Origin of the sequence: Burkholderia sola (genome assembly GCF_905400185.1) — a bacterium.
Taxonomy (GTDB): Bacteria; Pseudomonadota; Gammaproteobacteria; order Burkholderiales; family Burkholderiaceae; genus Burkholderia; species Burkholderia sola.
Genome location: NZ_FR989676.1, coordinates 2,246,664 through 2,270,736, shown reverse-complemented (window position 1 = coordinate 2,270,736; position 24,073 = coordinate 2,246,664). Strand labels below are relative to the sequence as shown.

General features: G+C 67.0%; 22 protein-coding genes and 1 pseudogene. 17 read left to right on the top strand and 6 right to left on the bottom strand.

Going from position 1 to position 24,073, the window contains the following annotated elements; translation table 11 throughout:
- Nucleotides 1–67: 67 nt before the first annotated feature.
- Together KR541_RS26605 and KR541_RS26600 are read left to right on the top strand one after the other, a co-directional pair.
- Nucleotides 68–343, top strand: a complete 276-nt coding sequence (locus tag KR541_RS26605) for a hypothetical protein (protein ID WP_050014069.1) — start codon at nucleotides 68–70, stop codon at nucleotides 341–343.
- Nucleotides 344–591: 248 nt separating this feature from the next.
- Entirely contained in the window at nucleotides 592–1,626 is a 1,035-nt protein-coding gene (locus KR541_RS26600) for a succinylglutamate desuccinylase/aspartoacylase domain-containing protein (RefSeq protein ID WP_050014070.1), read from the top strand.
- Between the two features lie 61 nt (nucleotides 1,627–1,687).
- On the opposite strand, the gene KR541_RS26595 is transcribed toward KR541_RS26600, so the two are convergent.
- Complete coding sequence (locus tag KR541_RS26595) at nucleotides 1,688–2,755, bottom strand: zinc ribbon domain-containing protein (RefSeq protein WP_050014169.1); 1,068 nt, start codon at nucleotides 2,753–2,755, stop codon at nucleotides 1,688–1,690.
- Nucleotides 2,756–2,919: 164 nt separating this feature from the next.
- A complete protein-coding gene (locus KR541_RS26590; RefSeq protein ID WP_050014071.1) occupies nucleotides 2,920–3,876 on the bottom strand; it encodes a LysR family transcriptional regulator in 957 nt (318 codons plus the stop codon).
- A 201-nt stretch (nucleotides 3,877–4,077) separates the two neighbouring features.
- Between KR541_RS26590 and KR541_RS26585 the strand changes: the two are divergent.
- The 5 genes and pseudogenes from KR541_RS26585 to KR541_RS26565 form a co-directional block, all read left to right on the top strand.
- Nucleotides 4,078–4,248, top strand: a pseudogene (locus tag KR541_RS26585) (flavodoxin family protein); the annotation flags it as partial.
- Nucleotides 4,245–4,544 carry a hypothetical protein gene (locus tag KR541_RS26580; protein ID WP_050014073.1) on the top strand — a complete coding sequence of 100 codons (300 nt, stop codon included), beginning with the start codon at nucleotides 4,245–4,247 and terminating at the stop codon, nucleotides 4,542–4,544. The pseudogene KR541_RS26585 and the gene KR541_RS26580, both read left to right, overlap by 4 nt.
- Before the next feature lie 132 nt (nucleotides 4,545–4,676).
- The gene (locus tag KR541_RS26575; RefSeq protein ID WP_050014074.1) at nucleotides 4,677–5,702 is read left to right on the top strand and encodes an aldo/keto reductase; all 1,026 of its coding nucleotides are present in this window, start codon (nucleotides 4,677–4,679) and stop codon (nucleotides 5,700–5,702) included.
- An 88-nt stretch (nucleotides 5,703–5,790) separates the two neighbouring features.
- Nucleotides 5,791–6,234: a putative quinol monooxygenase gene (locus tag KR541_RS26570; protein WP_235356226.1), complete on the top strand. Its 444-nt coding sequence runs from the start codon at nucleotides 5,791–5,793 to the stop codon at nucleotides 6,232–6,234.
- Between the two features lie 208 nt (nucleotides 6,235–6,442).
- The gene (locus KR541_RS26565; protein ID WP_216089900.1) at nucleotides 6,443–7,366 is read left to right on the top strand and encodes a recombination-associated protein RdgC; all 924 of its coding nucleotides are present in this window, start codon (nucleotides 6,443–6,445) and stop codon (nucleotides 7,364–7,366) included.
- Between the two features lie 125 nt (nucleotides 7,367–7,491).
- Here the strand turns inward: KR541_RS26565 and KR541_RS26560 are convergent, their stop codons facing one another.
- Nucleotides 7,492–7,743 carry a hypothetical protein gene (locus KR541_RS26560; protein WP_124557144.1) on the bottom strand — a complete coding sequence of 84 codons (252 nt, stop codon included), beginning with the start codon at nucleotides 7,741–7,743 and terminating at the stop codon, nucleotides 7,492–7,494.
- Nucleotides 7,744–7,838: 95 nt separating this feature from the next.
- Here KR541_RS26560 and KR541_RS26555 point away from each other — a divergent pair, with 95 nt between their 5' ends.
- The 6 genes from KR541_RS26555 to KR541_RS26530 all read left to right on the top strand — a co-directional run bounded on the left by KR541_RS26555 (nucleotide 7,839) and on the right by KR541_RS26530 (nucleotide 14,695).
- On the top strand, nucleotides 7,839–8,399 hold the full coding sequence (locus KR541_RS26555) for a GNAT family N-acetyltransferase (RefSeq protein ID WP_050014076.1): 561 nt from the start codon (nucleotides 7,839–7,841) through the stop codon (nucleotides 8,397–8,399).
- A 57-nt stretch (nucleotides 8,400–8,456) separates the two neighbouring features.
- Nucleotides 8,457–9,410, top strand: a complete 954-nt coding sequence (locus KR541_RS26550) for an ABC transporter substrate-binding protein (protein ID WP_050014077.1) — start codon at nucleotides 8,457–8,459, stop codon at nucleotides 9,408–9,410.
- 46 nt (nucleotides 9,411–9,456) lie between these two features.
- A complete protein-coding gene (locus tag KR541_RS26545) occupies nucleotides 9,457–10,506 on the top strand; it encodes an LLM class flavin-dependent oxidoreductase (protein WP_050014078.1) in 1,050 nt (349 codons plus the stop codon).
- 10 nt (nucleotides 10,507–10,516) lie between these two features.
- Complete coding sequence (locus KR541_RS26540) at nucleotides 10,517–11,869, top strand: LLM class flavin-dependent oxidoreductase (protein ID WP_050014079.1); 1,353 nt, start codon at nucleotides 10,517–10,519, stop codon at nucleotides 11,867–11,869.
- Between the two features lie 68 nt (nucleotides 11,870–11,937).
- A complete protein-coding gene (locus tag KR541_RS26535; protein WP_080334267.1) occupies nucleotides 11,938–13,728 on the top strand; it encodes an amino acid ABC transporter permease/ATP-binding protein in 1,791 nt (596 codons plus the stop codon).
- Nucleotides 13,729–13,762: 34 nt separating this feature from the next.
- Nucleotides 13,763–14,695, top strand: coding sequence for an ABC transporter substrate-binding protein (locus KR541_RS26530; RefSeq protein WP_050014080.1), 933 nt, complete (start codon nucleotides 13,763–13,765; stop codon nucleotides 14,693–14,695).
- Nucleotides 14,696–14,765: 70 nt separating this feature from the next.
- Here the strand turns inward: KR541_RS26530 and KR541_RS26525 are convergent, their stop codons facing one another.
- Together KR541_RS26525 and KR541_RS26520 are read right to left on the bottom strand one after the other, a co-directional pair.
- A complete protein-coding gene (locus tag KR541_RS26525) occupies nucleotides 14,766–15,860 on the bottom strand; it encodes an LLM class flavin-dependent oxidoreductase (protein WP_050014081.1) in 1,095 nt (364 codons plus the stop codon).
- A 70-nt stretch (nucleotides 15,861–15,930) separates the two neighbouring features.
- Nucleotides 15,931–16,890 (bottom strand): ABC transporter substrate-binding protein, encoded by a 960-nt coding sequence (locus KR541_RS26520; RefSeq protein ID WP_050014082.1) that lies wholly within the window; start codon nucleotides 16,888–16,890, stop codon nucleotides 15,931–15,933.
- A 306-nt stretch (nucleotides 16,891–17,196) separates the two neighbouring features.
- Here KR541_RS26520 and KR541_RS26515 point away from each other — a divergent pair, with 306 nt between their 5' ends.
- The 3 genes from KR541_RS26515 to KR541_RS26505 all read left to right on the top strand — a co-directional run bounded on the left by KR541_RS26515 (nucleotide 17,197) and on the right by KR541_RS26505 (nucleotide 20,441).
- Nucleotides 17,197–18,114, top strand: a complete 918-nt coding sequence (locus tag KR541_RS26515; RefSeq protein WP_050014083.1) for an alpha/beta hydrolase family protein — start codon at nucleotides 17,197–17,199, stop codon at nucleotides 18,112–18,114.
- Nucleotides 18,111–18,542, top strand: coding sequence for a MarR family winged helix-turn-helix transcriptional regulator (locus tag KR541_RS26510; protein WP_050014084.1), 432 nt, complete (start codon nucleotides 18,111–18,113; stop codon nucleotides 18,540–18,542). Before KR541_RS26515 ends, KR541_RS26510 begins: the two co-directional genes overlap by 4 nt.
- Nucleotides 18,543–18,995: 453 nt before the next feature.
- Nucleotides 18,996–20,441 carry an exo-alpha-sialidase gene (locus KR541_RS26505; protein WP_216089899.1) on the top strand — a complete coding sequence of 482 codons (1,446 nt, stop codon included), beginning with the start codon at nucleotides 18,996–18,998 and terminating at the stop codon, nucleotides 20,439–20,441.
- 70 nt (nucleotides 20,442–20,511) lie between these two features.
- Here KR541_RS26505 and adhP read toward each other — a convergent pair whose 3' ends face one another.
- Nucleotides 20,512–21,540 carry an alcohol dehydrogenase AdhP gene (gene adhP, locus KR541_RS26500; RefSeq protein WP_050014086.1) on the bottom strand — a complete coding sequence of 343 codons (1,029 nt, stop codon included), beginning with the start codon at nucleotides 21,538–21,540 and terminating at the stop codon, nucleotides 20,512–20,514.
- A gap of 383 nt (nucleotides 21,541–21,923) precedes the next feature.
- Here adhP and KR541_RS26495 point away from each other — a divergent pair, with 383 nt between their 5' ends.
- Nucleotides 21,924–24,008: a TonB-dependent receptor gene (locus KR541_RS26495; protein ID WP_089489389.1), complete on the top strand. Its 2,085-nt coding sequence runs from the start codon at nucleotides 21,924–21,926 to the stop codon at nucleotides 24,006–24,008.
- The last annotated feature ends 65 nt before the right edge of the window (nucleotides 24,009–24,073 follow it).

Below are 24,073 nucleotides of genomic sequence, written 5' to 3'. Positions count from 1 at the left end.
CGCGGTATTTACCGGCTGGCATTCTTATTGCTCCTTGATGGGGAAAGAACGTTTCAGGGAGCTCGCCATGAATACCGTCGACGTCCTCGCGCGAACCGAAATCATCGACGAACAGGCGGTGATCGACGGCGCATCGCTGATCCGCCGGCTCGTGTCCGACCGCCGGATGCCGGCCGCGTACGATGCCGCATGCATCGACAATCCGCCGCTCACGCTGTACGGCGCGTTTCGCCAGGGCGTCGCCGATCACGCCGCGCGGCGTGCGAATCCGTATCGCGCCGGCAGCCGTTTCTGGGCACTGTGGGAAGAAGGACGTCTCGAAGCTGAAACATCCGGCCGGTAAGCCGGTCGTACGCGCCGGCCCTGTCGCGACAAGGGATCGGCGCGAAACGCGACGCGCGAATGCAGCCGGCTGGCGCACCGGCATGCGTTCATCGCTGCAACATCGCGCGGCCGCGCGTGGAGGGCCGCCAACGCACGGCAACGCGCCCGGCCGCGGCCGCGCGTCTCGCGGTCGATCCCGCCCCGCCCGCCGCGCGCGGCCGGTTTCCCCTATAAGATGGCAGATTCCGTTCATCGAACGATACCGCCATGACCGCCTCTTCCTCTCCGCGAAATCCCATCCACTGCGAAATCGATCTCGACGCGCAAGGCAAGCACGCGGGCTACCTGCGGCTACCGCACTCCGTGCACCGCTCCGCCTACGGCTGGCTGCCGATTCCGATCGCGTCGATCCGCAACGGCGACGGCCCGGTCGCGCTCGTGATGGCCGGCAACCACGGCGACGAGTACGAAGGCCAGATTATCGTGTCGCAGCTGATGCGCGAGATCGAACCCGACATGGTCAGCGGCCAGTTGATCCTGCTGCCGATGGCGAATTTCCCGGCGGCGGATGCGGGCCTGCGCGTGTCGCCGCTCGACGAAGGCAACCTGAACCGCAGTTTTCCCGGCGACCCGACCGGCACGCCGACGCAGATGATTGCTCACTACATCGAGCACGCGCTGCTGTCGCGCGCGCAGTATCTGGTCGATCTGCATTCGGGCGGCAGCTCGCTGCTGTACCAGGGCGGCAACATGCTCGCGATCGATCCGCTCGATGCCGACGAAGCCGAGAAGCTCAACGGGCTGCTGGTCGCGTTCGGGTTGCAGAACGCGCTGCTGCACGCGCCGAATCCCGTGCATTCGGCATCGGCCGCGCGTCGGCAAGGCGCGATCTCGATCGTCACCGAACTCGGCGGCGCCGGCATGGCCGATCCGTCGCTGATCCGGCTCGGCCGCCACGGGCTGCTGCATTACCTCGGCTATATCGGCCTGCTGCATGGCGCGCTCGTGCCCGACGCGCCGCCGACCGTCACGCGTTTCATGCGCGTCGACGGCGATCGTCATTTCGTCTATGCGTACGAGCGCGGGCTGTACGAGCCGCTCGTCGAACTCGGCGACCAGGTGAAAGCCGGCCAGCCGGCCGCGTGGGTGCATTTCCCCGATACGCCGTTACGCGAACCGGTGCTGCACCGGTTCAACGGCGACGGCGAAGTGGTGTGCAAGCGGGTGCCCGCGCAGGTCCAGCGCGGGGATTGTCTGTTTCAGTTGGCGGAATTGTCGACGCCGCCGCGCGTCATCGAGTGAGGAACGCGACTCGCGTGTTCGGGACCGTCGTACGCCAACGCCGGTGCGTACACGCGGACCGTCAGTCGGATGACACCGGCGACTCATTGCCCTGCGCAACGCCGCATTGATGGCAATGCGGGAAAAAGAAGAAATTCCGGCCACCGCATTCGCATACGTTGAAAAGCCTCAATCCGCAATGCACGCAGAACGTGGAATCGTCGCCGCCGAGATTCCATTGTTTGTCGCACGACGGGCAGCGCTTTTTCTCGAGCGACCGGACGGCTTTTTCGTATCCGATCGTCCGCGCGCGTTCGCCTCGATCCTGCTGCAATTCGAGCCGTTTGCGCTCGGCATAGCGCTGAAAGGCCTTCATCATGTAAAGGCCGGCGAATACCGTCAGCACGATACCGACCACGACCCGCACATAGCCGCCGAAATTCGGCAGGTACGGCACCAGTTCAATGAAAAACGCGCTCAATGCAAACAGGCCGAAACCGTACACGAACGGCCAGTAGCGCGCCTTGCGGTAGCGGATGAACAGCCAGGTCGCAACCAGCAGGATCGGCAGCGTCAGCGCCAGTCGCAGCCCGAACACCTGCATCTCGTAGCGCCGCGTTGCGTCGTCGAAGCGCCGTTCGGCGGCTGCGTCCGCTTCGGCGATTTGCGTGTCGACTTGAGCCTGCTGCGATGCCAGTGCCCGTTGCTGGTCGCCGATCGCATCGATCTGATGCTGCCAGTTGACCACCACGGCCTGGAGCGTATCGAGCGTGCGCGTTCTCGCCAGAATGTCCGGGTCCCTCGTCCCGTCACCTGTCACCGCGCGGGTGGCCAGCCAGTTGCGGAAGCTTTCCTTCTCGGCCGCGTATTCCTTCGCGGCGCGGCCGCGCGCCACTTCCATCGTGTCGGCCTTCTCGGCAAGCGCGTCGCGCTGCGCCCGCAACTGGCGCCGCGCCGCGTCCAGCCGCGCTTTCACCGGCGCATCGGCGAATTGCTCGATGACCGGCGGACCGCCCCTCGGGGCGAACGCCATGTCGCGGATCACGAGACTGCCGAGCATGTTCAGAAAGACGGCGAAGATGATCGCAATCGCCCAGGAGGCGAGTCGCACGAGCCGCGCCGGGCCGGTCAGGCCGTCGCCGGAAGTCATCATTGTTTTTTCCCCGTTGTTCGACTGGTTTCCATTGTCATCAATCTTGATGCAACCGTCGATTGCCTCGTGCTCGACGCCGCCACGATTCTGTGCAGCAGCATCACGGTTTCGCGCCGACGAGCACAACGCGCGCCTCGATACCAACGAAACGCGGCTCACCTCTATGCGGCGTAGGCATCCAACGCGTCCATAGGCACATGCAGTTTGCTATCTGCCGTGAGTGCGTCCAGCAGATGTTTCACGGTGACTTGCACCCGTGGCGCCACGAGTGCCCGGTGCGGGTACTGCATCACCATCTCGTATGTTCCGGGATGGTGAAACTGCTGGAGGACTGTCTTCAACGAACCGGAACGCAACCGATCCCACGCAAGATGAACGCCGACCTCGGCAATGCCAACGCCGTCGCATGCCGCCTGGACCAGGGATTCCGGTGCGGACAGCGTCAGCGTCGCTTTGCCGGACGGATCGAGCGTCGTGATGCTTTTGTCGTCACCGTTGAAATTCCACGACGCGACCTGACCGCTCAGGAATCGCCGTGCAATAAGTCGGTGCACGCGCAACGAATCCGGTGTCTCGGGCACGCCATGGCGCGCCAGATAGTCGGGAGACGCAACCAGCACGGTATTCAAGCGACAAACCGGGCGGGTCACCAGCGCGGAGTCCGGGATGTTGCCGCCTCTGACCGCAATGTCGTAACCGTCCCGGACAAGATCGACGACCCGATCGTCAAAGTCGACTTCGACCGACAGGCCGGGATAACGCGCGAGCAACGCAGGCAACGCCGGCAGTACATGGTCGCGCCCGAAGGCCGCGCTTGTCGAAATACGAACGCGCCCGGTCGGCACCGCGCGCTGCGCGGCAACCGAATCGATCGCTGCATCCAGCGTTTCGAGCGCGATGCGCGCGTGGCGGAGAAACGCCTCCCCTTCTTCAGTCAGCTTGAGCGAACGGGTCGTGCGATTCATCAACCGCACGCCCAATGCTTTTTCGAGGCCCGCCACATTCTTGCTCACGGCGGCTGACGTGACGCCCAATTGCCGGCCCGCCGCCGCAAAACTTCCCGCATCCACGGCCTGGACCAGGGAAATGATGGCTCGAACACGCTGCGAAGAATCCACATTTTCTCCATGACGGTCATCGCGCTCGTCGTTGCTGCGCAGGAGGATTCTAAACTTCCAGTTGAGGGTGGTTCAACCCTGTCGGAACTTCTCGTAACGATTGACGGTGGCGACAATGCCGAGCATCGCCACTGCCGCGAACCTTGCGAGACCTGAATGCTCATTACCGTCCTCTATGACAGTGGCTATGGCCACACCGCGAAGCAGCCGCAGGAGAAGAATCGTGTCGGCGGTTGGCTCGGCGCCATGGCGCAATCGGATGACGCGTCGCCGGACATCACGCCCATCCAGAGCGATATGGAAACGGCTGCCCATCTTGGCGAGCGCGTCGCCGAAGTGACCGGCCAGTTCAAGTCAGGAGCCGCACGATGAAATTACTTTGCCTCGATGTCCCGCTGCCCGGCGCCAGCCCGCAAGCCTATCAACCTCACCTCGTCGAAGAAGCGCGCCATGCGTGGCATCTCTATAAAAACGGCTTCGTGCGCGAAATCTCGTTCCGTCAGGATCGCCCGGGCGTCGCCATCATTGCCGAGAGCGATTCGGTGGACGCTGCAAGGCAGGCGCTCGCCGAGTTTCCGCTTGCCAAGGTCGGCCTGATCGACTGGGAGATCATTCCGCTCGGCCCGTTCGTCGGCTGGGAATCGCTGTTTGCGTCGCGCGACGCTTGACGATTCGGCAGCGTCTACCCCGAAGTCGATCCGTGTTTTTCGTGTGGTGATTGCGCAAGGTCGACCGCGAGCCACAGGCTTTGCGCGGTATGTCCAGTGGTGCCGTGTCGTCCCAAACCCTTCAAGGTGAATATGGAATATGTCAATCTGGGCCGAACGGGCCTGAAAGTCTCTCGTCTCTGCCTTGGATGCATGAGCTATGGCGAGCCGACTCGCCTGCCCCAGCCTTGGTCACTGGATGAAGCGGCCTCTCGTCCGTTTTTTCGGCAGGCCCTCGAAGCGGGCATCAATTTCTTCGACACTGCCAACATTTATTCGGGCGGAAGTTCCGAAGAGATCACGGGCCGGGCGCTCAACGACATGGCACGGCGCGAAGAGATCGTCGTCGCGACCAAGGCCTTCTTTCCGTGGCGTAACGCGCCCAATACCGGGTTTCTGTCGCGCAAGGCGCTGCTTCAGTCGATCGACGACAGCCTCGGCCGGCTCGGGATGGATTACGTCGACCTCTACCAGATCCACCGCTTCGACCACGGCACGCCCATAGAAGAAACGATGGAGGCGCTGCACGACATCGTGAAGTCGGGCAAGGCCCGCTACATCGGTGCATCGTCCATGGAAGCATGGCGCTTCGCCAAGATGCAGCACATCGCGGAGCGCAACGGATGGACACGCTTCATCTCCATGCAGCCGCAGTACAACCTCCTTTATCGGGAGGAGGAGCGCGAAATGTTGCCGCTTTGCGCCGACCAGGGCGTCGGGGTCATTCCATGGAGCCCGATGGCGCGTGGCAGGCTGACGCGCGATTGGAGCGAAACCACGCACCGCACGCAGAACGATGCCTTTGCACTGGCAATGTATCGGAACGCTGAAATCCAGGACCGGAAGGTGGTCGACGTCGTGGCGCGCATCGCCGAGGCTCGCGGCGTTCCGCGGGCGCACGTTGCGCTGGCGTGGCTACTGGCGAAGCCCGGGATCACGGCGCCGATCGTCGGCGCGACGAAGCCCGAGCATCTGGCCACCGCAATCGGCGCGCTCGACTTCGCACTAACGCAGGACGAAATCGCTGCGCTCGAAGCGCCGTATGTCCCGCATCTGGTTGATGGCATCGTGCCGCCGCTTCCGGACCATCCGCCGACGATCTCGTCGCCTCGGCACTGAGCGAAGCAAACGGATGGCGGTACGTCGCGCACGCGCCCCCGCCATCCGAAGTGCCGTCCGTGGACGAACGTCGAACGCAGATCGATCTATGAACCGCCCGTTCATCGAATATCGCCGCCCTGTCATCTTCGTGCTCGTGATGATGTGTGTGCTGCTGTGGTTGGGCAAGCACGGTAACGTCCACGCGCAGGAGCCGAAAATGTTGGTCCGAATCTCGGAAATCGAAATATTCAATCAGCATCTCGACGAATATCAGCGCGTTCTGAACGAGGAGGCTGAGGTGTCGGTACGCGCGGAACCGGGAGTGCTGTGCATTTTCCCGACCGCTCAAAAGGACAGTCCGACGCACATCAGGATTCTGGAAATTTATGCCAGCCGCGACGCTTACGATGCGCATATCAAATCGCCGCATTTCCAGAAGTACAAGCGCTCGACGCTGGAGATGGTGAAGTCGCTGCGACTCGTGGACATGGCCGCGCTCGATGCGGACGCAATGCCGCTGATCTTCAAGAAAATGAGCGGTCGGCCGTAACGAATGCTTTGCCAGACCGGAAGCAAGGATTGCAATTCGAGTAAGGCCGGCGTCAAGCTCAAAAACGAACGAGCGGTCCTGCAGTGCGTGGCCGTCCGCTTTCGGAGGTCGAGTGGCCCGCCAGGCGGCTTGTCGCTGCAGGCTCACGACCGTTCATGGCCGGCAACCCTCCCCGTCATATAGAATGACGCGCTTTGCCCGTACGCCTATGTGGTTCAAGAACCTTCAGCTTCACCGTCTTCCCGCACCCTGGGCCGTTACCGCCGACCAGATGGAAAAATGGCTGGCGCCCCACCCGTTCCAGCCGGGCAGCAGCGTCGAAATGCAGCGCGCCGGATGGGCGTCGCCGCGTGACGACGGCGCGCTCGTGTATTCGAACAACCGGCAGATGCTGCTGCTGTTTCGTGCCGAAAAGAAGCTGCTGCCGGCGTCGGTCGTCAATCAAGTGACCAAAGCGCGTGCGCTCGAAATCGAGGAGCAGCAGGGCTTCAAGGTCGGCCGCAAGCAAATGCGCGAACTCAAGGAACAGGTGACCGACGAACTGCTGCCGCGCGCGTTCAGCATTCGCCGCGATACCCGCGTGTGGATCGACACGGCGAACGGCTGGCTCGTCATCGATGCGGCTGCGCAGGCGCTTGCCGACGACGTTCGCAGCCTGCTCGTCAAATCGATCGACCAACTGCCGCTCGCCGGCGTTCAGGTGGCGCGTTCGCCGGTCGCCGCGATGACGGACTGGCTGCTGTCCGGCGACGCGCCGGGCGGATTCACCGTCGATCAGGACGCCGAGTTGCGTTCGACCGGTGAAGGCGGCGCCACGGTGCGATACGTGGGCCACGCGCTGGAAGCGAACGACATGCGCCGGCACATCGAAGCCGGCAAACAGTGCATGCGCCTCGCGATGACCTGGGATGACCGGATCTCGTTCGTGCTGACACCGTCGCTGACGATCAAGCGCGTCACGCCGCTCGACGTGATCAAGGAGGCGGCGGACCCGACCGCGCAGAATGACGATGAACGCTTCGATTCGGACTTCACGCTGATGACGGGTGAATTGGCGCGGATGCTGACCAGTCTTGTCGATATCCTGGGGGGCGATCGGCAGGACGCGATTCCTCAGGCGGCGGCAGCCTGAACGCCGTCGTCGTCGTCGATCGTCGCCCCGCGCTGACCCGACAATTCGGGGAGAACCCGTCGCCACGCTGGCGGCGGGCCTCGGCCGAGCGCTCGCGATCCTGACGAGCCAGCCTCGAATCGGCCTCACCAGTCGGCCGTCGAAACGACGACACCGCGCCAATCCTCGGCGATCATCCACGTCTTACACACCTCGAACGGGCATGGCCGCCACCCCGCCCGTTCGCCCCACCCCACTTCTCCTGCAAGCCTTCTTCCACCTTCGTCGAAATCCTTATCGAAATTGCTTCGTTCGTCTTTGCCGGCCGCGCCGCTAACGTGTTCAAAACGGCGGCGGCGCGCCCGATGCATCGCACGAAGCACGACAGCCGCCGCCATCACGACAACTGCGTCGCGATAACGGAACAGACCGGACGGGCCGCGTGCCCGCACCCCGCCAGGAACGTCCGCATCGCGCGCCCTTCGCGATGCCCATGGCCACGAACGACCGCATCATCGACACGACGCCGCTCGACGTCCGCGCGCAGCCGCTGATCGACGCACTGATCGACGAGTATTCGACCCGTTACGACGCATACCGCCCCGACAGCCGCGCGTCGGCCCGCGACGAACTCGCGCGCTACCCGGCCGAACTGTTCGCGCCGCCCGAAGGCGCGTTCGTGCTGTTGCTGCGCGACGGCGAGACGATCGGCGGCGGCGCGTTCAAGCGCTACGACGCGCAGACCGCCGAACTGAAACGCATCTGGACGCGCATCGACCTGCGCCGCCAGGGCCTCGCGCGGCGCATCGTCGAAGCGCTCGAACTGCGCGCCACACAGCAGGGTTATCGCCGTCTCTACCTGACGACCGGCTTTCGCCAGCCCGAAGCGTGGGCGCTGTACGACCGCACCGGCTACACCCGGCTGTTCGATGCGTCGATCGATCCCGAAGCGTATTTCCACCTGCGTTTCGGCAAGGATCTCGTCGATCCGTCGCGCACGTCGACGCTGGCCGACCTGTGGGCGCCCGTGCCCGAAGCGGCACTGCCGCGCTGATCGCACGGCACCCGTTCCGCTTTCAACGATTCCCCGCTTCCACGACAGGACGTTTTCATGCATCGAGCCGTACCGCTTTCATCCCGTGCCGTGCGCACGCTGGCCGCCGCGCTGATCGGCCTGAGCGCCTTCGCCGCCGCGATGGCCGCGGCCGCCGCGACCTTCGACCTGAGCCCCGAGCAGCGCGGCCGCCCGCGTGGCGCGGCCGATGCGGCGGTCGAGCGCGCGGTACCCGCGTCGTTCAAGTTCGCCGAGCCCGGCACGCTGACGATCGGCATCGCGCCGAGCCTGCCGCCGATCAGTTCGTATGCGACCGACGCACGCACGGTGATCGGCTTCGATGCCGACGTCGGCCAGCTCGTGTCCGACAGCCTCGGCCGCAAGCTGAAGATCGTCGCGCTCGCGTGGGCCGACTGGCCGCTCGCGCTCGAATCCGGGAAAGTCGACGCGGTGATCTCGAACGTGACCGTCACCGAGGAACGCAAGCAGAAGTTCGATTTCTCGACCTACCGCAAGGATCAGGTCGGCTTCTACGTGCGCAACGACAGCAAGATCCAGTCGATCCGCGAGCCGAAGGACGTCGCGGGGCTGCGCGTCGTGACCGACGCCGGCACCAACCAGGAAAAGATCCTGCTCGCGTGGGACCGCGACAACGTCGCGCACGGGCTGAAACCCGTGCAGATCCAGTACTACGACGACCAGGCGATGCGCATCGTCGCCGTGCAGTCGGGCCGGGCCGACGTGGTGTTCAGCGTGAACTCGGTGCTCGCGTATCAAAGCGCGCAGCAAGGCAAGACGCGGCTCGTCGGCGCGATCAGCGGCGGCTGGCCGCGCACGGCCGACATCGCGATCGCGACGCGTCGCGGCAGCGGCCTCGCCGATCCGCTGACCGTCGCGCTGAACGGGCTGATCAAGAATGGCCGCTATCAGCAGGTGCTCGACCGCTGGAACCTCGCGTCCGAAGCGATCGACCAGTCGCGCACGAATCCGCCCGGGTTGCCGAAAAGCTGAGCGCCCGCAACCGTCCATCCACGCTCACGCAGGAACGCCGCTCACCATGTCTTATTCGCTTTCGTTGCTGGACAAGAGTCCGATCGCCGACGGCGCGAACGCCGCCGATGCGCTGCGCTTCACCACGACGCTCGCGCAACGCGCCGAACAGCTCGGCTACGAACGCTTCTGGGTCGCCGAGCATCACGGCACGCCGGGGTTCGCGAGCTCGGCGCCGGAGATCGTCGTCGCGCACCTGCTCGCGCACACGTCGCGCATCCGCATCGGCTCGGGCGGCGTGATGCTGCAGCACTACAGCCCGTTCAAGGTCGCCGAGACGTTCAAGCTGCTGGCCGCGCTCGCGCCGGGCCGCGTCGATCTCGGCATCGGCAAGGCGCCCGGGGGGCTGCCGCTGACCACACGCGCGCTGCAGTGGTTCCACGACAAGACGCGCAAGCCCGATTTCGCGGGGCAGCTCGCGGAGCTCGACGCGTTTCTCGGCTGGGGCGTGGCAGAAGATCATCCGCTCGCTGGCGCGGTCGCGATGCCGGTGCCGCCGCAGTTGCCCGAACGCCTCCTGCTCGGCGGCTCGCCGGATAGCGGCGCGCTCGCCGCGCGCAACGGCTGGCGCTTCTGCTACGCGGGCCATTTCAACGGCGACGACGCGAATCTCGAACGCTCGCTCGACGCGTACCGCAGCGCGGGCGGCGAGAAGCCGCTCGTCGCGCTGTACGCGGTCGCCGCGCCGACGCGCGACGAGGCCGAGCGGCTGATCGGGCCGCTGAAGATCTTCAAGCTGCAGTTCGCGGGCGGCCAGAGCTTCAATCTCGGCAGCGCGCAGGCCGCCGCGGAATTCGCGCGGCAAAGCGGCGCGTCCGACTACCGGATCGACGAGTTGCGCCCGACGGTGCTGGCCGATACGCCCGAGCGCGTGCATCGTGCGCTCGACGCACTGAGCCGGCGGCTCGACGTCGACGCGTTCGTGATCGATTCGCCGGTATCCGACTATGCGGCGCGGCTCGCGTCGGCCGAATGGCTCGGCGGCGCGTTGTCCACCACGCCGTTGCAGGCGGCCTTCGCGGCCGACCGCTCCCTCTCCCCTGACCAGAACGCGTGACGCTCTCATCATGACGACCCGACGATCGATCCCTTTCGGCCTGATGCTGCAAGGCGCAGGCAGCCACATGAATGCGTGGCGGCATCCGAGCAATCCGCCCGACGCAAGCATCAACCTCGACTTCGCGATCGGCGTCGCGCGCAAGGCGGAAGCCGCCGGCGTCGCGTTCGCGTTCGTCGCGGACGGCCTCTACATCAACGAGAAATCGATCCCGCACTTCCTGAACCGCTTCGAGCCGCTGACCGTGCTGTCGGCGCTCGCGGTCGCGACGAAGAAGATCGGGCTCGCGGGCACGATTTCGACGTCGTACAGCGAACCGTTCACGGTCGCGCGCCAGCTCGCGTCGCTCGACGCGATCAGCGGCGGGCGCGCGGGCTGGAACGTCGTGACGACGCCGCTCGAAGGCACTGCGAAGAATTACGGCAAGGCGCACCCGGATCACGAACTGCGCTACGAGATCGCCGACGAATATCTCGACGTCGTGCAGGGTCTGTGGGACAGCTGGGACGACGATGCATTCGTGCGCGATCGCGCGACCGGCCGCTTCTTCGACCGCGACAAGCTGCATACGCTCGATCACCACGGCCGCTTCTTCCAGGTCGCGGGCCCGCTGAACATCCAGCGCTCGCCGCAGGGGCAGCCGGTGATCTTCCAGGCCGGCTCGTCCGATACCGGCATCGGCCTCGCGGGCAAATACGCGGATGCCGTGTTCACGCATTCGCCGTCGATCGACGAAACGGCCGCGTTCACGCGGCGCGTGAAACAGAGCGCCATCGAGCACGGGCGGCAGGCCGACGACGTGAAGATCTTCCCGGGCGTCGGGCCGATCGTCGGCCGCACGGCCGCCGAAGCGGAGGACAAGTACCAGGCGATCCGCGACCTGCTGACCATCGACGAAGCGCTCGCGTACCTCGGCCGCTATTTCGATCACCACGATTTCACGCAGTACGCGCTCGACGCGCCGTTCCCGGAACTCGGCGAGCTCGGCCGCAACAGCTTCCGCTCGACCACCGACCGCATCAAGGCCGATGCGAAACAGAAAGGCCTGACGCTGCGCGAGACGGCGCTCGCGGTCGCGACGCCGCGCCCGAACTTCATCGGCACGGCCGAGCACGTCGCCGACGAACTGATCCGCTGGCACGACGCGGGCGCCGGCGACGGCTTCATCCTCGGTTTTCCGGTGCAGGCGCAGGGCGTCGACGATTTCATCGAGCTCGTGATTCCGGTGCTCGAGGCGCGCGGCCGCTACAGCCGCGACCTGCCCGGCGCCACGCTGCGCGACCACCTCGGTCTGCCGCGCAAGGCGAGCCGCTACGCGACGCCTGGCGCCGCACAGGAAGCGGCCGCCGAAGCGCACGCTTGACGCCGCCGCGCCGCCCGTGCGCGGCGCGGTGCACCTGCCCGATCGATCGATTCGAGGATTCCCACGACATGAGCGACACGACCCACCTCGGCGGCGCGCTGCCGCCGCTCTCTTCCCCCGGCACACGCGAGCCCGGCACGCATGTGCGGATCGTGCCCGCGCGCCACCGGTCGCGCACGGCCGGCACCGTGCTCGCGCTCGTGCTGATCGCAATCACGCTGCATTCGATCCTCGGCAATCCGCAGTGGGGCTGGCCTGTGTTCGCCGAATGGTTCCTGTCGCCGCCGGTGCTGTCGGGGCTCGCGCGCACGCTGGTGCTGACGCTGCTCGGCGCGGTGTTCGGCTTCGTGCTCGGCGCGTTCGTCGCGCTGGCCCGGCTGTCGCGTTCGCGCCTGCTGTCCGCCAGCGCCTGGACCTTCGTGTGGCTGTTCCGCTCGATTCCGCTGATCGTGCTGCTGCTGATCCTGAACAACCTCGGCTACCTGTACGAGCATGTGCGGCTCGGCGTGCCGTTCACCGACATCGTGTGGTTCGACACGCCGACCACCGATCTGATCAGCCCGTTCCTCGCGGCCGTGCTCGGCCTCACGCTGAACCACGCGGCGTTTTCCGCGGAAGTGATCCGCGGCGGCATTCTCGCGGTCGACCAGGGGCAGCTCGAAGCCGCCGCCGCGCTCGGGCTGCCGCGCGGCCGGCAGACGTCGCGGATCGTGCTGCCGCAGGCGATGCGCGCGATCCTGCCGACTGCGTTCAACGATCTGATCTCGCTCGCGAAAGGCACGTCGATGGTGTACGTGCTCGCGATGCCGGAGCTGTTCTACACGGTGCAGGTGATCTACCGCCGCAACCTCGAAGTGATTCCGCTGCTGATGGTCGCGACCGTCTGGTACCTGATCATCCTGACCGCGCTGTCCGCGATCCAGGTGCAGGTCGAGCGGCACTATGCGCGCGGCGCGCTGCGCAATCCGCCGCCGTCCGTGGTCACGTTCGCGCTCGCGCGGATCGGCGGGCTGTGGCGGCGTGTCGCGTCGCGTCGTGCGGTATCGAGCGCGCATGTCGACGAGCGCCGCGCCGATACCGCGGCGGCCGTGTCGCGCACCGGCGGCGAAGTGGCCGTGCATGGCGTGTCGAAGCAGTTCGGCATGCAGCGCGTGCTCGACAACGTATCGTTCGTCGCGCCGCGCGGCAGCGTGACCGTGATCGTCGGGCCGTCGGGCTCCGGCAAGTCGACGCTGCTGCGCACGATCAACCATCTCGAACGCGTCGACGACGGTTTCATCGACATCGACGGCGAACTGATCGGCTATCGCCGCGACGGCGACGTGCTGCACGAATTGAACGAACGCGACGTACTGAAGCGGCGCACGGCCGTCGGCATGGTGTTTCAGAACTTCAACCTGTTCCCGCACCTGACGGTGCTCGAGAACCTGGTCGAAGCGCCGGTCGCCGTCGCGGGCGTGACGCACGACGCAGCCGAGCACACGGCGCGCACGCTGCTCGCGCGGGTCGGCCTCGCGGATAAGGCCGATGCGTACCCGCGCCAGTTGTCCGGCGGCCAGCAGCAACGCGTCGCGATCGCGCGGGCGCTCGCGTTGCGACCGAAGGTGCTGCTGTTCGACGAACCGACGTCGGCGCTCGATCCCGAACTCGTCAACGAAGTGCTCGACGTGATCAAGGAACTCGCGCGCTCGGGCACGACGCTCGTGATCGTCACGCACGAGATCGGCTTCGCACGCGAAGTCGCGGACAACGTGCTGTTCATGGAACGCGGGCGCATCGTCGAGGCCGGGCCACCCGCCGTCGTGCTCGACGCGCCGTCGCATTCGCGCACCCGTGCGTTCCTGTCGCGGGTGCTGTGATGCGCGCCGCTTCCCACCTGCGAGGTGCCGCGCGATGACCGATCGACGCCGATTCATCACGGCCGCGCTGGTCGCGGCATCGGGCCTGCCGCGGCATGCGGCGCGCGCGGCGGCCACTACCGCCGATCTTGATCCGCGCCAGGCCGGCCGCCCACGCGCCGGCCCCGACGACGCGGCCATCCGCGCGGCAAGCGGCTATCGCTGGGTACGCGACGGTGCGTTCACGGTCGCGATCTCGCCGCATGCACCGCCGGTGTCGACCTATGCGACCGACGCGCGCACCGTGGTCGGCGCCGATCCCGACTATGCGCAGCTCGTCGCCGACGCGCTCGGCCGCACGCTCGTGCTGCTGCCGATCGCGTGGGCCGACTGGCCGCTCGGGCTGACGTCCGGCAAGTACGACGCGGTGATCTCGAACGTCGGCGTGACCGAGAAGCGCAAGGAGAAATACGATTTCACTACCTACCGGCTCGGGCTGCACGGCTTCTACGTGCGCACCGCCAGCCCGATCGCGAAGATCGCGGAGCCGAAGGACGTCGCGGGTTTGAGGATCATCACCGGCGCCGGCACGAGCCAGGAGCGCATCCTGTTCGAATGGAGCAAGCGCAACGTCGCGCAGGGGCTGAAGCCGGCCGAGCTGCTCTATTTCGACGACGATGCGACCGCGCGCGTCGCGCTGCTGTCGGGCCGCGCGGATGCGGAGCTGAACCCGAACGCGTCGCTCGCGTACGAGGCCGCGCGCAGCGGCAAAATTCGCCGTGTCGGCGTCGTCAATGCCGGCTGGCCGGCGAATGCGGATGTGGCGATCGCGACGCGTCGCGGCAGCGGGCTCGCGCCCGCGCTGACGCTCGCGACCAATGCGCTGATCGGCAACGGCCGCTACGGACAGGCACTCGCGCGCTGGGGGTTGCAGAGCGAGGCGATCGCGCGGGCGGAGACCAATCCGCCGGGGTTGCCGTCGTTTTGAGCGTTCAATGCACTCGCCCCGGCATGCCGTGACGGCGATGCCGGGGCGATTCGACTCACTGCTTGTTCGCCTACGCCGACACCGCGTCCCGATACCGGTCCAGTTCCGCGACATGCGCATGAATCGCCGGAATCAGCTCGCGCCCGTAAGCCAGCGCATCGTCGAGCGGATCGAAACCGCGAATCAGGAACGTCGATACGCCGAGCCGATAATACGCGCCCAGCGCCCGCGCGACCTGCTCGGGCGTGCCGACCAGCGCGGTCGAATTCCAGCGCGCGCCGGTCAGGTTCGCGACGCCCATCCACAGCCGCTCGTCGACCACGTCGCCCTGCGCGGCGGCCGCCATCAGCCGCTGCGAGCCCGCATTCTGCGGCGCGTGACCCGCGATCGGCTGGCCGTTCGCGATCCGCGCCGCGCGCACGCGCTCGCGGATCGCCTCGGCCTTTTCCCACGCGGCTGCCTCGGTATCGGCGATGATCGGCCGAAACGACACGCTGATGCGCGGCGCCCGCCCGAACGGCGCGGCAGCGGCACGCACGCGCGCGATCTGCTCGCGCACCGCGTCGAGCGGCTCGCCCCACGTCATGTAGACGTCCGCATGCTCACCGGCGACCGCGAGCGCGGCCGGCGACGAGCCGCCGAAATAGATCGGCACGTGCGGCCGCTGCGCGCCCTTCACGACCGGCGACGCGCCGCGCAGCCGATAGAACGCGCCGTCGTGATCGACCGGCGCATCGGCCCGCCAGATCTGTTTCAGCACGTCGAGATATTCGCCGGTGCGGCGATAGCGCGCATCGTGCGGCACGAAATCGCCGTCGCGCTGCAGATCCGCATCGTCGCCGCCGGACACCACGTTCAGCGCGAGCCTGCCACCGCTGAACACGTCGAGCGTCGCGATCTGCCGCGCGGCGGCCGACGGCACGATCACGCCCGGCCGGTGCGCGAGCAGCAGCCGGATGCGTTCGGTCGCGGCGGCCGCGAACGACGCGACGATGAAGCCGTCCGCCGCGTTGCTGAAATGGCCGACCAGGATCTGGTCGAAGCCGGCCGCCTCGTGCGCCTGCGCGAAGCGGCGCACGTAGTCGGGCTGGACGGCCGCGCCGCCCGGTACGTCGACCTCCGCGCCGGGTGTCGCGGTGATCATGCCGATGATGTCGACTGGCATGTCGGGGTGTCCTTGGGTATGTCGATCGGGAATCGCGGAAATCGCGGGAATCGTGAAGCGGGCCGCACGGTCACTGCGCGGCTGCCGTCTTCTGCGCGAACGCACCCGCATACGAGCGGTCGAGCAGCTTCGACGTGTCGTACGCGGCCGGAATCACGCCGGACTTGTGCAGGAAGTCGGCCGTGTTCTGCGCATCCTTCGCGGCCGTTTCGTCGACCGGGCCGACGCGCTGTTTGGCATTGTTGAGCCAGCGATACGCGACGTCGGGTTCGAGATTCGCGCGTTTCGCCCACAGGTCCGCGTACTCGCGCGGATGACTGTCGACCCACTGGCGCGCGGCCACCACGCGCCGCAGGAAATCGGTGATCTCGGCGCGCTTGCCCGACGCGGCCTGCTCGTTCGCGGCGACGAAGCTCAGCGCGGGCATCAGCCCCTGCGCGGTCGTCACGGGCCGCGCGCCCTGCCGCAACGCGAGCGTGCTGACGAACGGTTCCCACAGCGATACCGCATCGACCGAACCGTTCGCGAGCGCGTTGGTCGCGTCGATCGGCATCAGGTACGCGTACTTCACCGAATCGGCGCGCAGGCCCGCATGTTCGAGCGCGCGCAGCACGAGCTGCTGGCTCCAGGCGCCGCGCCAAACCGCGATGGTCTTGCCCTGCAGGTCGGCCACGGTGCGCACCGGCGAGTTCTTCGGCACGAGGATCGCGACGCCGTCGAGGCTCTGCCGCGACACCGCGACGACCTTGACCGGCGCGCCGCGCGCGGCCAGCGTGAGCAGCGCGGAATCGCCGAGGAAGCCGATGTCGATCGCGTTGCCGTTCAGGCTTTCGGCCACCGGCGCGGCGGCCTGGAAGTGCTTCCACTCGATCGTGTAAGGCAGGTCCTTCAGCACGCCGGACGCTTCCATCGACGCCTGGATGTTGAAGTAGTTCTGTTCACCGACGCGCAGCGTGACGGTGTCTTTGGCGATGCCCGGCTGCGCGGCGAGCGCCAGCAAGAGCGCCGTGACGATTCGGCTCAACAACATGATCTCCCGGAAGGTTGGCGGGCAGCCGCGCGACCGCGGCGCCCTTTTGTCCGTTTCGTCCGCCGTGCGAAACCGCCGGCGAGACGGATGGAACCGGTGAAGATACGTCGATCCACTTCATGACACAAACGCAATATTCTTCTATGTAAAGATGCGAATGTTTTATGAAGCATTCGTCCATGAGCGGGGCTCGCCGCCGGCCGCCGCTTCGTGAATTTCGAACGATTCCTCGATATATATTTCGCACACGAAATAAATCATGAACTATATTTCGCATACGAAATAACTGCCCGATCGAGGATGGCCATGACCTCCCAACCCATCGAGTTTTCCGCGGCCGACGGCTATGTGCTGCACGGCACGCTGTGGTCGCCGGACGCGACGCCGCGCGCGCTGGTCCTGATCCATCCGGCAACGGCCGTGCCCGAGCGGCTGTATGCGGGCTTCGCACGCTTCCTGACCGAGCGCGGTTTCGCGGCGCTGACCTACGACTATCGCGGCATCGGCGCATCGCGGCCCGCGCGGCTGGGCGCGCTGCGGGCCCGCATGCGCGACTGGATGGAGCTGGACGTGGGCGCCGCGACCGCATGGGCCCGGCACGCCTACGAAGGGCTGCCGCTGCTGGCGGTCGGCCATAGCGTCGGCGGACATGCGATCGGGCTGTCCGGCGCGACGCCGCATCTGCGCGCGGCCGTGCTGGTCGCCGCGCATGCGGGCAGCACGCGGCTGATCGCGCAGGCGGCCGAACGCGTGAAGGTCCGGCTCATCCTGCGCGTGCTCGGCCCGCTGATGTCCGCGCTGCTCGGCTACGTACCCGGCAAGCGGCTCGGGCTCGGCGAGGATCTACCGGCCGGCGTGTTCCGCGAATGGAGCCGCTGGACGACGCTGCCGCGCTACTTCTTCGACGATCCGACGCTCGGCGCGGCCGAGCGCTTCTCGAAGCAGCAGTTGCCGATCCTCGCGCTCGGCTTCGACGACGATCCGTGGGCGAACCCGGCCGCGATCGGCCTGCTGGTAAGCTATCTGGCCCGCGCGAAGGTCGAACGCCGTCAGATCGATCCGCGCGCGGCGGGCAGCGGCCCGGTCGGGCACATGGGCTTCTTTCGCAGCCGGCCCGGCGCCGTGCTGTGGCCCGACGTCGCCGACTGGCTCGCGCAGGCAATCGACACGCCGCGCAGCGCGAGCCGTCCGTCCCTTTCCATTGCAGCCGGGAACCCAGCTTGAGCGAAGACCGACGACTGTTTTTCATGTTGAACATCGGCCAGCGGCGCGTGCAGCGCTGGATCGACCGCAACGCCGAAACCGACACGCGCGCGAGCGCCGCGCAGGCCGGCGCGCTGTTCTGCCTCGCGAAGCAGGACGGCGCACTGATCGGCGAAGTTGGCGCCGCGCTGCAGCTCGCGCCGTCCGCGATGACGGGGCTCGCCGACCGGATGGCGAAGGCCGGCCTCATCACGCGTCACGCCGATTCGGACGACGGCCGCGCAACGCGGCTCTATCTGACCGACGCAGGCCACGCGGCGCTCAAGCGTGCGCGCGTGCTGCTGCGCGAACTCAACGGCAAGCTGTGCGACGGGTTCTCCGACGACGAACTCGACGTCGTCGCGCGCTGGCTGCACGCGTTGCAGGAACGGTTTCCGGCAGAGCGCTGAGCAGCGCATCGCGCTGGCGACCGGCTCGCGCCGGCATCCATCGCAAGCGATTGCGATTCGCGTTTTCGATTCGATTTTCATGCCGCCGCAACGGCAAATCTTGCATGCCGGCCACCCGCTTCCGGCAACGCTTTCCGGCTACGTCCTGTTACAAAAAACCGCCTGTCGCGCGACATTCGAATCGCCTACATTGCAATCCACTTCGACACATTCGTCGCATGCCCTGACTGGCGTTCCCGTCGGGTCGACATCGCAGACACACCCGACAAGCATTGAAAACGAAGAGGAGTCTTAACCGAAGCGCTGGCGGCATCCAGCGCACGCGGATTGCGATGACTGAAGCGGCACGCTGAACCGGACGTCACGACGTGCGCGGCACGATCGGCCGCGCTTCGGTTCGCATTGCCTCGTCGTGCCCCGCCATCGCCCCCGCACCTCACCGAGGAGTCGTCCATGCGACGCATGATCGTGTCCCATCCGCTTGTCACCCGCCTGTCCGCCGCGATGGCGCTGGCCGCCGCTGCCGCCGCGCACGCCGACCCCGTCGTCGTGTCCGGCCCGAGCACGTTCGCCGCGTGCACCATCGGCGGCCCGGGCACCAACTACGTGAATGCAGAAGTCGAACCGTGGCTCGCGGTCAACCCGGCGAACCCGAACAACATGATCGGCGTGTGGCAGCAGGACCGCTGGTCGAACGGCGGCGCCCACGGGCTCGTCGCCGGCTACACGTTCGATGCGGGCGCAACGTGGGCGCGCACGCCGCAGCCGTTCAGCGCCTGCGCGCCGGGCGGGCTCAAGTACGAGCGCGCGTCCGATCCGTGGGTCTCGTTCGGGCCGGACGGCACCGCGTATTCGGTATCGATCTCGTTCAACCAGTCGAACAACGCCAACGCGGTCGGCGCGTCGGTGTCGACCGACGGCGGCCAGACATGGAGCAGCCCGGCCGTGCTGATCGCGAACGACGAACCGACGACGCAGTTCTTCAACGACAAGGAATCGGTGACCGCCAACCCGGTGAAGGCCGGCACCGCGTATGCGGTATGGGACCGCCTCGAGCTGCCGAACGGCAATCCGTACGCGAACCTGCACACGGCGGCGTACCGCGGGCCGACGCTGTTCTCGAAGACGACCGACGGCGGCAAGACGTGGAGCGCCGCGAAGGTCATCGTCGACGTGCCGTCGCGCCAGCAGACGATCGGCAACCAGATCGTCGTCGATCCGAAGAGCGGCACGCTCTACGATTTCTTCGACCTGATCCAGCCGCCGTTCAACAAGGCGGCCGGCAAGGTCGCGTTCGTCAAGTCGACCGACGACGGCGCGACGTGGACCAAGCCGCGGATCATCGCGGGGCTGCAGACGGTCGGCGTCACGGATCCGAACACCGGCGAACCCGTGCGCACCGGCGACATCATTCCGGAGCCGGCGATCGACCCGGCATCGGGCCAGCTCTACGTCGCGTGGCAGGACAGCCGCTTCAACGGCGGCACGTACGACGAGATCGCGCTATCGACCTCGAAGGACGGCGGCGCGACCTGGAGCGCGCCGCAACAGGTGAACACGCCGACCGGGCGCCCCGCGTTCAATCCGTCGGTGCGCGTCGACAACACGGGGGCGGTGATGGTCACGTACTACGACTTCCGCGACCTGCAGGCCGGCAACACGACGACGCTGCCGACCGGCTTCTGGCGCAAGATCTCGCACGACGCCGGCGCCACGTTCGCCGACGAGCGGCGCGTCGGCGGCCCGTTCGACATGAAGCTCGCACCCAACGCCGAAGGGTTCTTCATCGGCGACTATCAGGGGCTCGACGTTCGCCCGTCGTCGTCGTTCCATCCGTTCTTCGTCCAGACCAATGCAGGCAACCTGACGAACCGCACCGACGTATTCTTCGCGCCGTGATACGAGGATGACCGTCACGCCGCCGCCGCGACGCCATCCGTCGCGCGGCGGCGTGCGCCTGTTCACCGCATCAATGCATGTCCGTCAGCACGATGCGGCCGTCGACCTTCCCTTCCCGCAGCTTCGCGAAGATGTCGTTGATGTTGGCGAGCCGGTCGCGATGGATGTGCGCGCGCACCAGGCCGTCCGCCGCGAAATCGAGCGACTCCTGCAGATCGCGCCGCGTGCCGACGATCGACCCGCGCACGGTGATGCCGTTCAGCACGGTCGAGAAGATCGGCAACGGGAAATCGCCCGGCGGCAAGCCGTTGAGCGCGACCGTGCCGCCGCGACGGACCATCCCGAGCGCCTGCGCGAACGCGCTGCGCGACACGGCCGTGACGAGCACGCCGTGCGCGCCGCCGATTTCCTTCTGGATCACTTTCGCGGGGTCGTCGACCGACGCATCGATCGTCAGGTGCGCGCCCAGTTGCCGCGCCAGCGCGAGCTTGTCGGGCGAGATGTCGATGGCCGCGACGTGCAGGCCCATCGCACGCGCATATTGGACGGCCACGTGCCCAAGACCGCCGATGCCGGAGATCGCGAGCCACTGGCCCGGCCGCGTGTCGGTGACGCGAATGCCCTTGTAGACCGTGACGCCCGCGCACAGGATCGGCGCGATCTCGTCGAACGCGACCTGCGCGGGCAACTGGCCGACGTAATCGGGATCGGCCAGCACGTATTCCGCGTAGCTGCCGTTCACCGAATAGCCGGTGTTCTGCTGGCCATGGCACAGCGTTTCCCAGCCCGTGCTGCAGTACTCGCAATGGCCGCAGGCCGTGTAGAGCCACGGCACGCCGACGCGATCGCCCTCGCGCACGTGCGTGACGCCCGCGCCGACCGCCGCGACGATCCCGACGCCTTCGTGGCCCGGGATGAACGGCAGCGACGGCTTGACGGGCCAGTCGCCGTCGGCCGCGTGCAGATCGGTATGGCAGACGCCCGACGCCTTGATGTTGACGAGAATCTGGCCCGGCCCCGGTGCGGGAATCGGAACTTCCTCGATGCGCAACGGCTCGCCGAACGCGTGTACCACGGCCGCTTTCATGGTCTGGGTCATGCGTTGCTCCTGTCTGGTCGATGAGCAAACCAGTATCCGGTTTCGGTATCGGAGCACGTTGATACGCGTCAACGCATCGGAACGATGCGACGGCCGACGCGACAGCCCGAGCCGGCGGCCGCACGCTGCCCCGCCGCTCACGCGACCATTTCACCGATCCGACAGAAACCCGACGGAGTCCCGCCATTCAGCTTGGAATTTGAAATGATATAACATATCATTTTGCGTGCTCGTCCGCCTGACGCCGTTTCAACCCAGGTGGCCGGGCCTCGCCGAGCCATGTTCCAGCGGGTCATTGCGCGTCAATGACGCAACAATATATCGTATCCAGCGGTGACCCGCATCGCTCGTTATCCGATCCGATTCCAACCGATTCACCGACCATGCGCGACCTTCCTCGCTTACCGCTTCGCCCGCTCTCGTCCCTGTCGTTGATCCTGTTCGCCGCCGCTGCTCACGCGCAGACCGACGTGCCCGCCGCGGCCGGCACCCATACGCCTGCCGCCGCGCCGCTCGCGCCGATCTTCGTGACCGCGAACCCGCTCGGCGACACCGAACTGATCGCGCCGACCGTCCAGCTTTCCGGCGAGGCGCTGACGCGCCGCCAGGCCGATTCGCTCGGCGAAACGCTCAACGGGCTGCCCGGCGTGTCGACCACCACCTACGGGCCGATGGTCGGCCGTCCGATCATCCGCGGGATGGACGGCGACCGGATCCGGCTGCTGCAGAACGGCGTCGCGGCGTATGACGCGTCGTCGCTGTCGTACGACCATGCGGTGCCCGAGGATCCGCTGTCGATCGAGCGCGTCGAGATCGTGCGCGGCCCGGCCGCGCTGCTGTACGGCGGCAACGCGGTGGGCGGCGTGGTCAACACGATCGACAACCGGATTCCGCGCGAAGCGATCGAAGGCGTGACCGGCGCGCTCGACGCGCGCTACGGCGGCGCGAATTCGGTGCGCGCGGGCGCCGCGCAAGTCGAAGGCGGCAACGGCCGCTTCGCGTTCCACGTCGACGCGTTCGACCGCGAAACGAGCAAGCTGCGGATTCCCGGCTACGCGCGCAGCAGCCAGCAACGCGCGATCGACGGCCCCGACACGCCGCAGCCGGAAGGCAACGTACCGAACAGCGACGGGCGCGTGCACGGCGGCGCGGTCGGCGCGTCGTACACGTGGGCGGACGGCTTCGCCGGTCTCTCGTACAGCGGCTACGAATCGAACTACGGCTCCGTCGCGGAAAGCGACGTGCGGCTGCGGATGCGCCAGGAACGCCTCGCGTTCGCGTCCGAGGTGCGCAACCTGAGCGGGCCGTTCACGAAGCTGAAATTCGATTTCGCGTACACCGACTATCGCCACAAGGAAGTCGACAACGGCGAGACGGCGACCACCTTCCGCAACCGCGGCTACGAGGCGCGCATCGAGGCGCGCCATCGCAAGATCGGCCCGTTCGAAGGCGCGATCGGCGTGCAGTTCGGCCAGAACACGTTCTCGGCGCTCGGCGACGAAATGCTCGTGCCGTCCACGCGCACCAACAGCGTCGCGCTGTTCGGCCTCGAGGAATGGCAGGTCGTCCCCGCGCTGAAGCTGAGCCTAGGCGGCCGCTTCGAGCACGTGAAGGTCGATCCCGATCCGGCCGGCATCGAGAAATTCGCGGGCGCGCAGCCGCGCGACTTCAATGCGGGCAGCCTGTCGGCCGGCGCGCTGTTCTCGCTGACGCCGGTTTGGTCCGTCGCCGCGAACGTCGCGTACACCGAACGCGCGCCGACCTTCTACGAGCTGTATTCGAACGGCCCGCACGATGCGACCGGCCAGTTCCTGATCGGCAACCCGAACGCGTCGAAGGAAAAAGCCGTGTCGACCGACCTGTCGCTGCGCTATGCGAGCGGGCCGAACCGCGGCAGCGTCGGCGTGTTCTACAACCGCTTCTCGAACTACCTGACCGAATACAACACCGGCCGCGTGGTGGACGACGACGGCGCGCCCGTCGCGCCGGGCGCCGACGGCTCGCTCAACGAGGCGATCTATCGCGGCGTGCGCGCCGAGTTCTACGGCATCGAGCTGGACGGCAAATGGCGCGCGTTCGCGCGGCGCGGCCACACAGTCGATCTCGAACTGACGGCCGACTACACGCACGCGCGCAACGTCGACACGGGCCAGCCGCTGCCGCGCATCGCACCGCTGCGCGCGACGCTCGCGGCCGACTACGGTTACGGCCCGTTCGGTGCGCGTGCGCAGGTCACGCACGCGTGGTCGCAGCATCGGGTGCCCGACGACGACTTCTCGACGGACGGCTACACGTCGCTCGGCGTGATGCTGACGTATAAGTTCCGCGTCGGCCCGACGCACTGGCTCGCGTACCTGCGCGGCGACAACCTGACGAATCAGGAGATCCGCTACTCGACGTCGGTCGTGCGCGGCTTTGCACCGCAAGGCGGCCGCAGCGTGATGGCCGGATTGCGCACGACGTTCTAACCGCGGTACGGCTCGCGGCGCCCGCCGCGGGCCGCTTACCGATGCGAATCCGAACTGGCTGCACG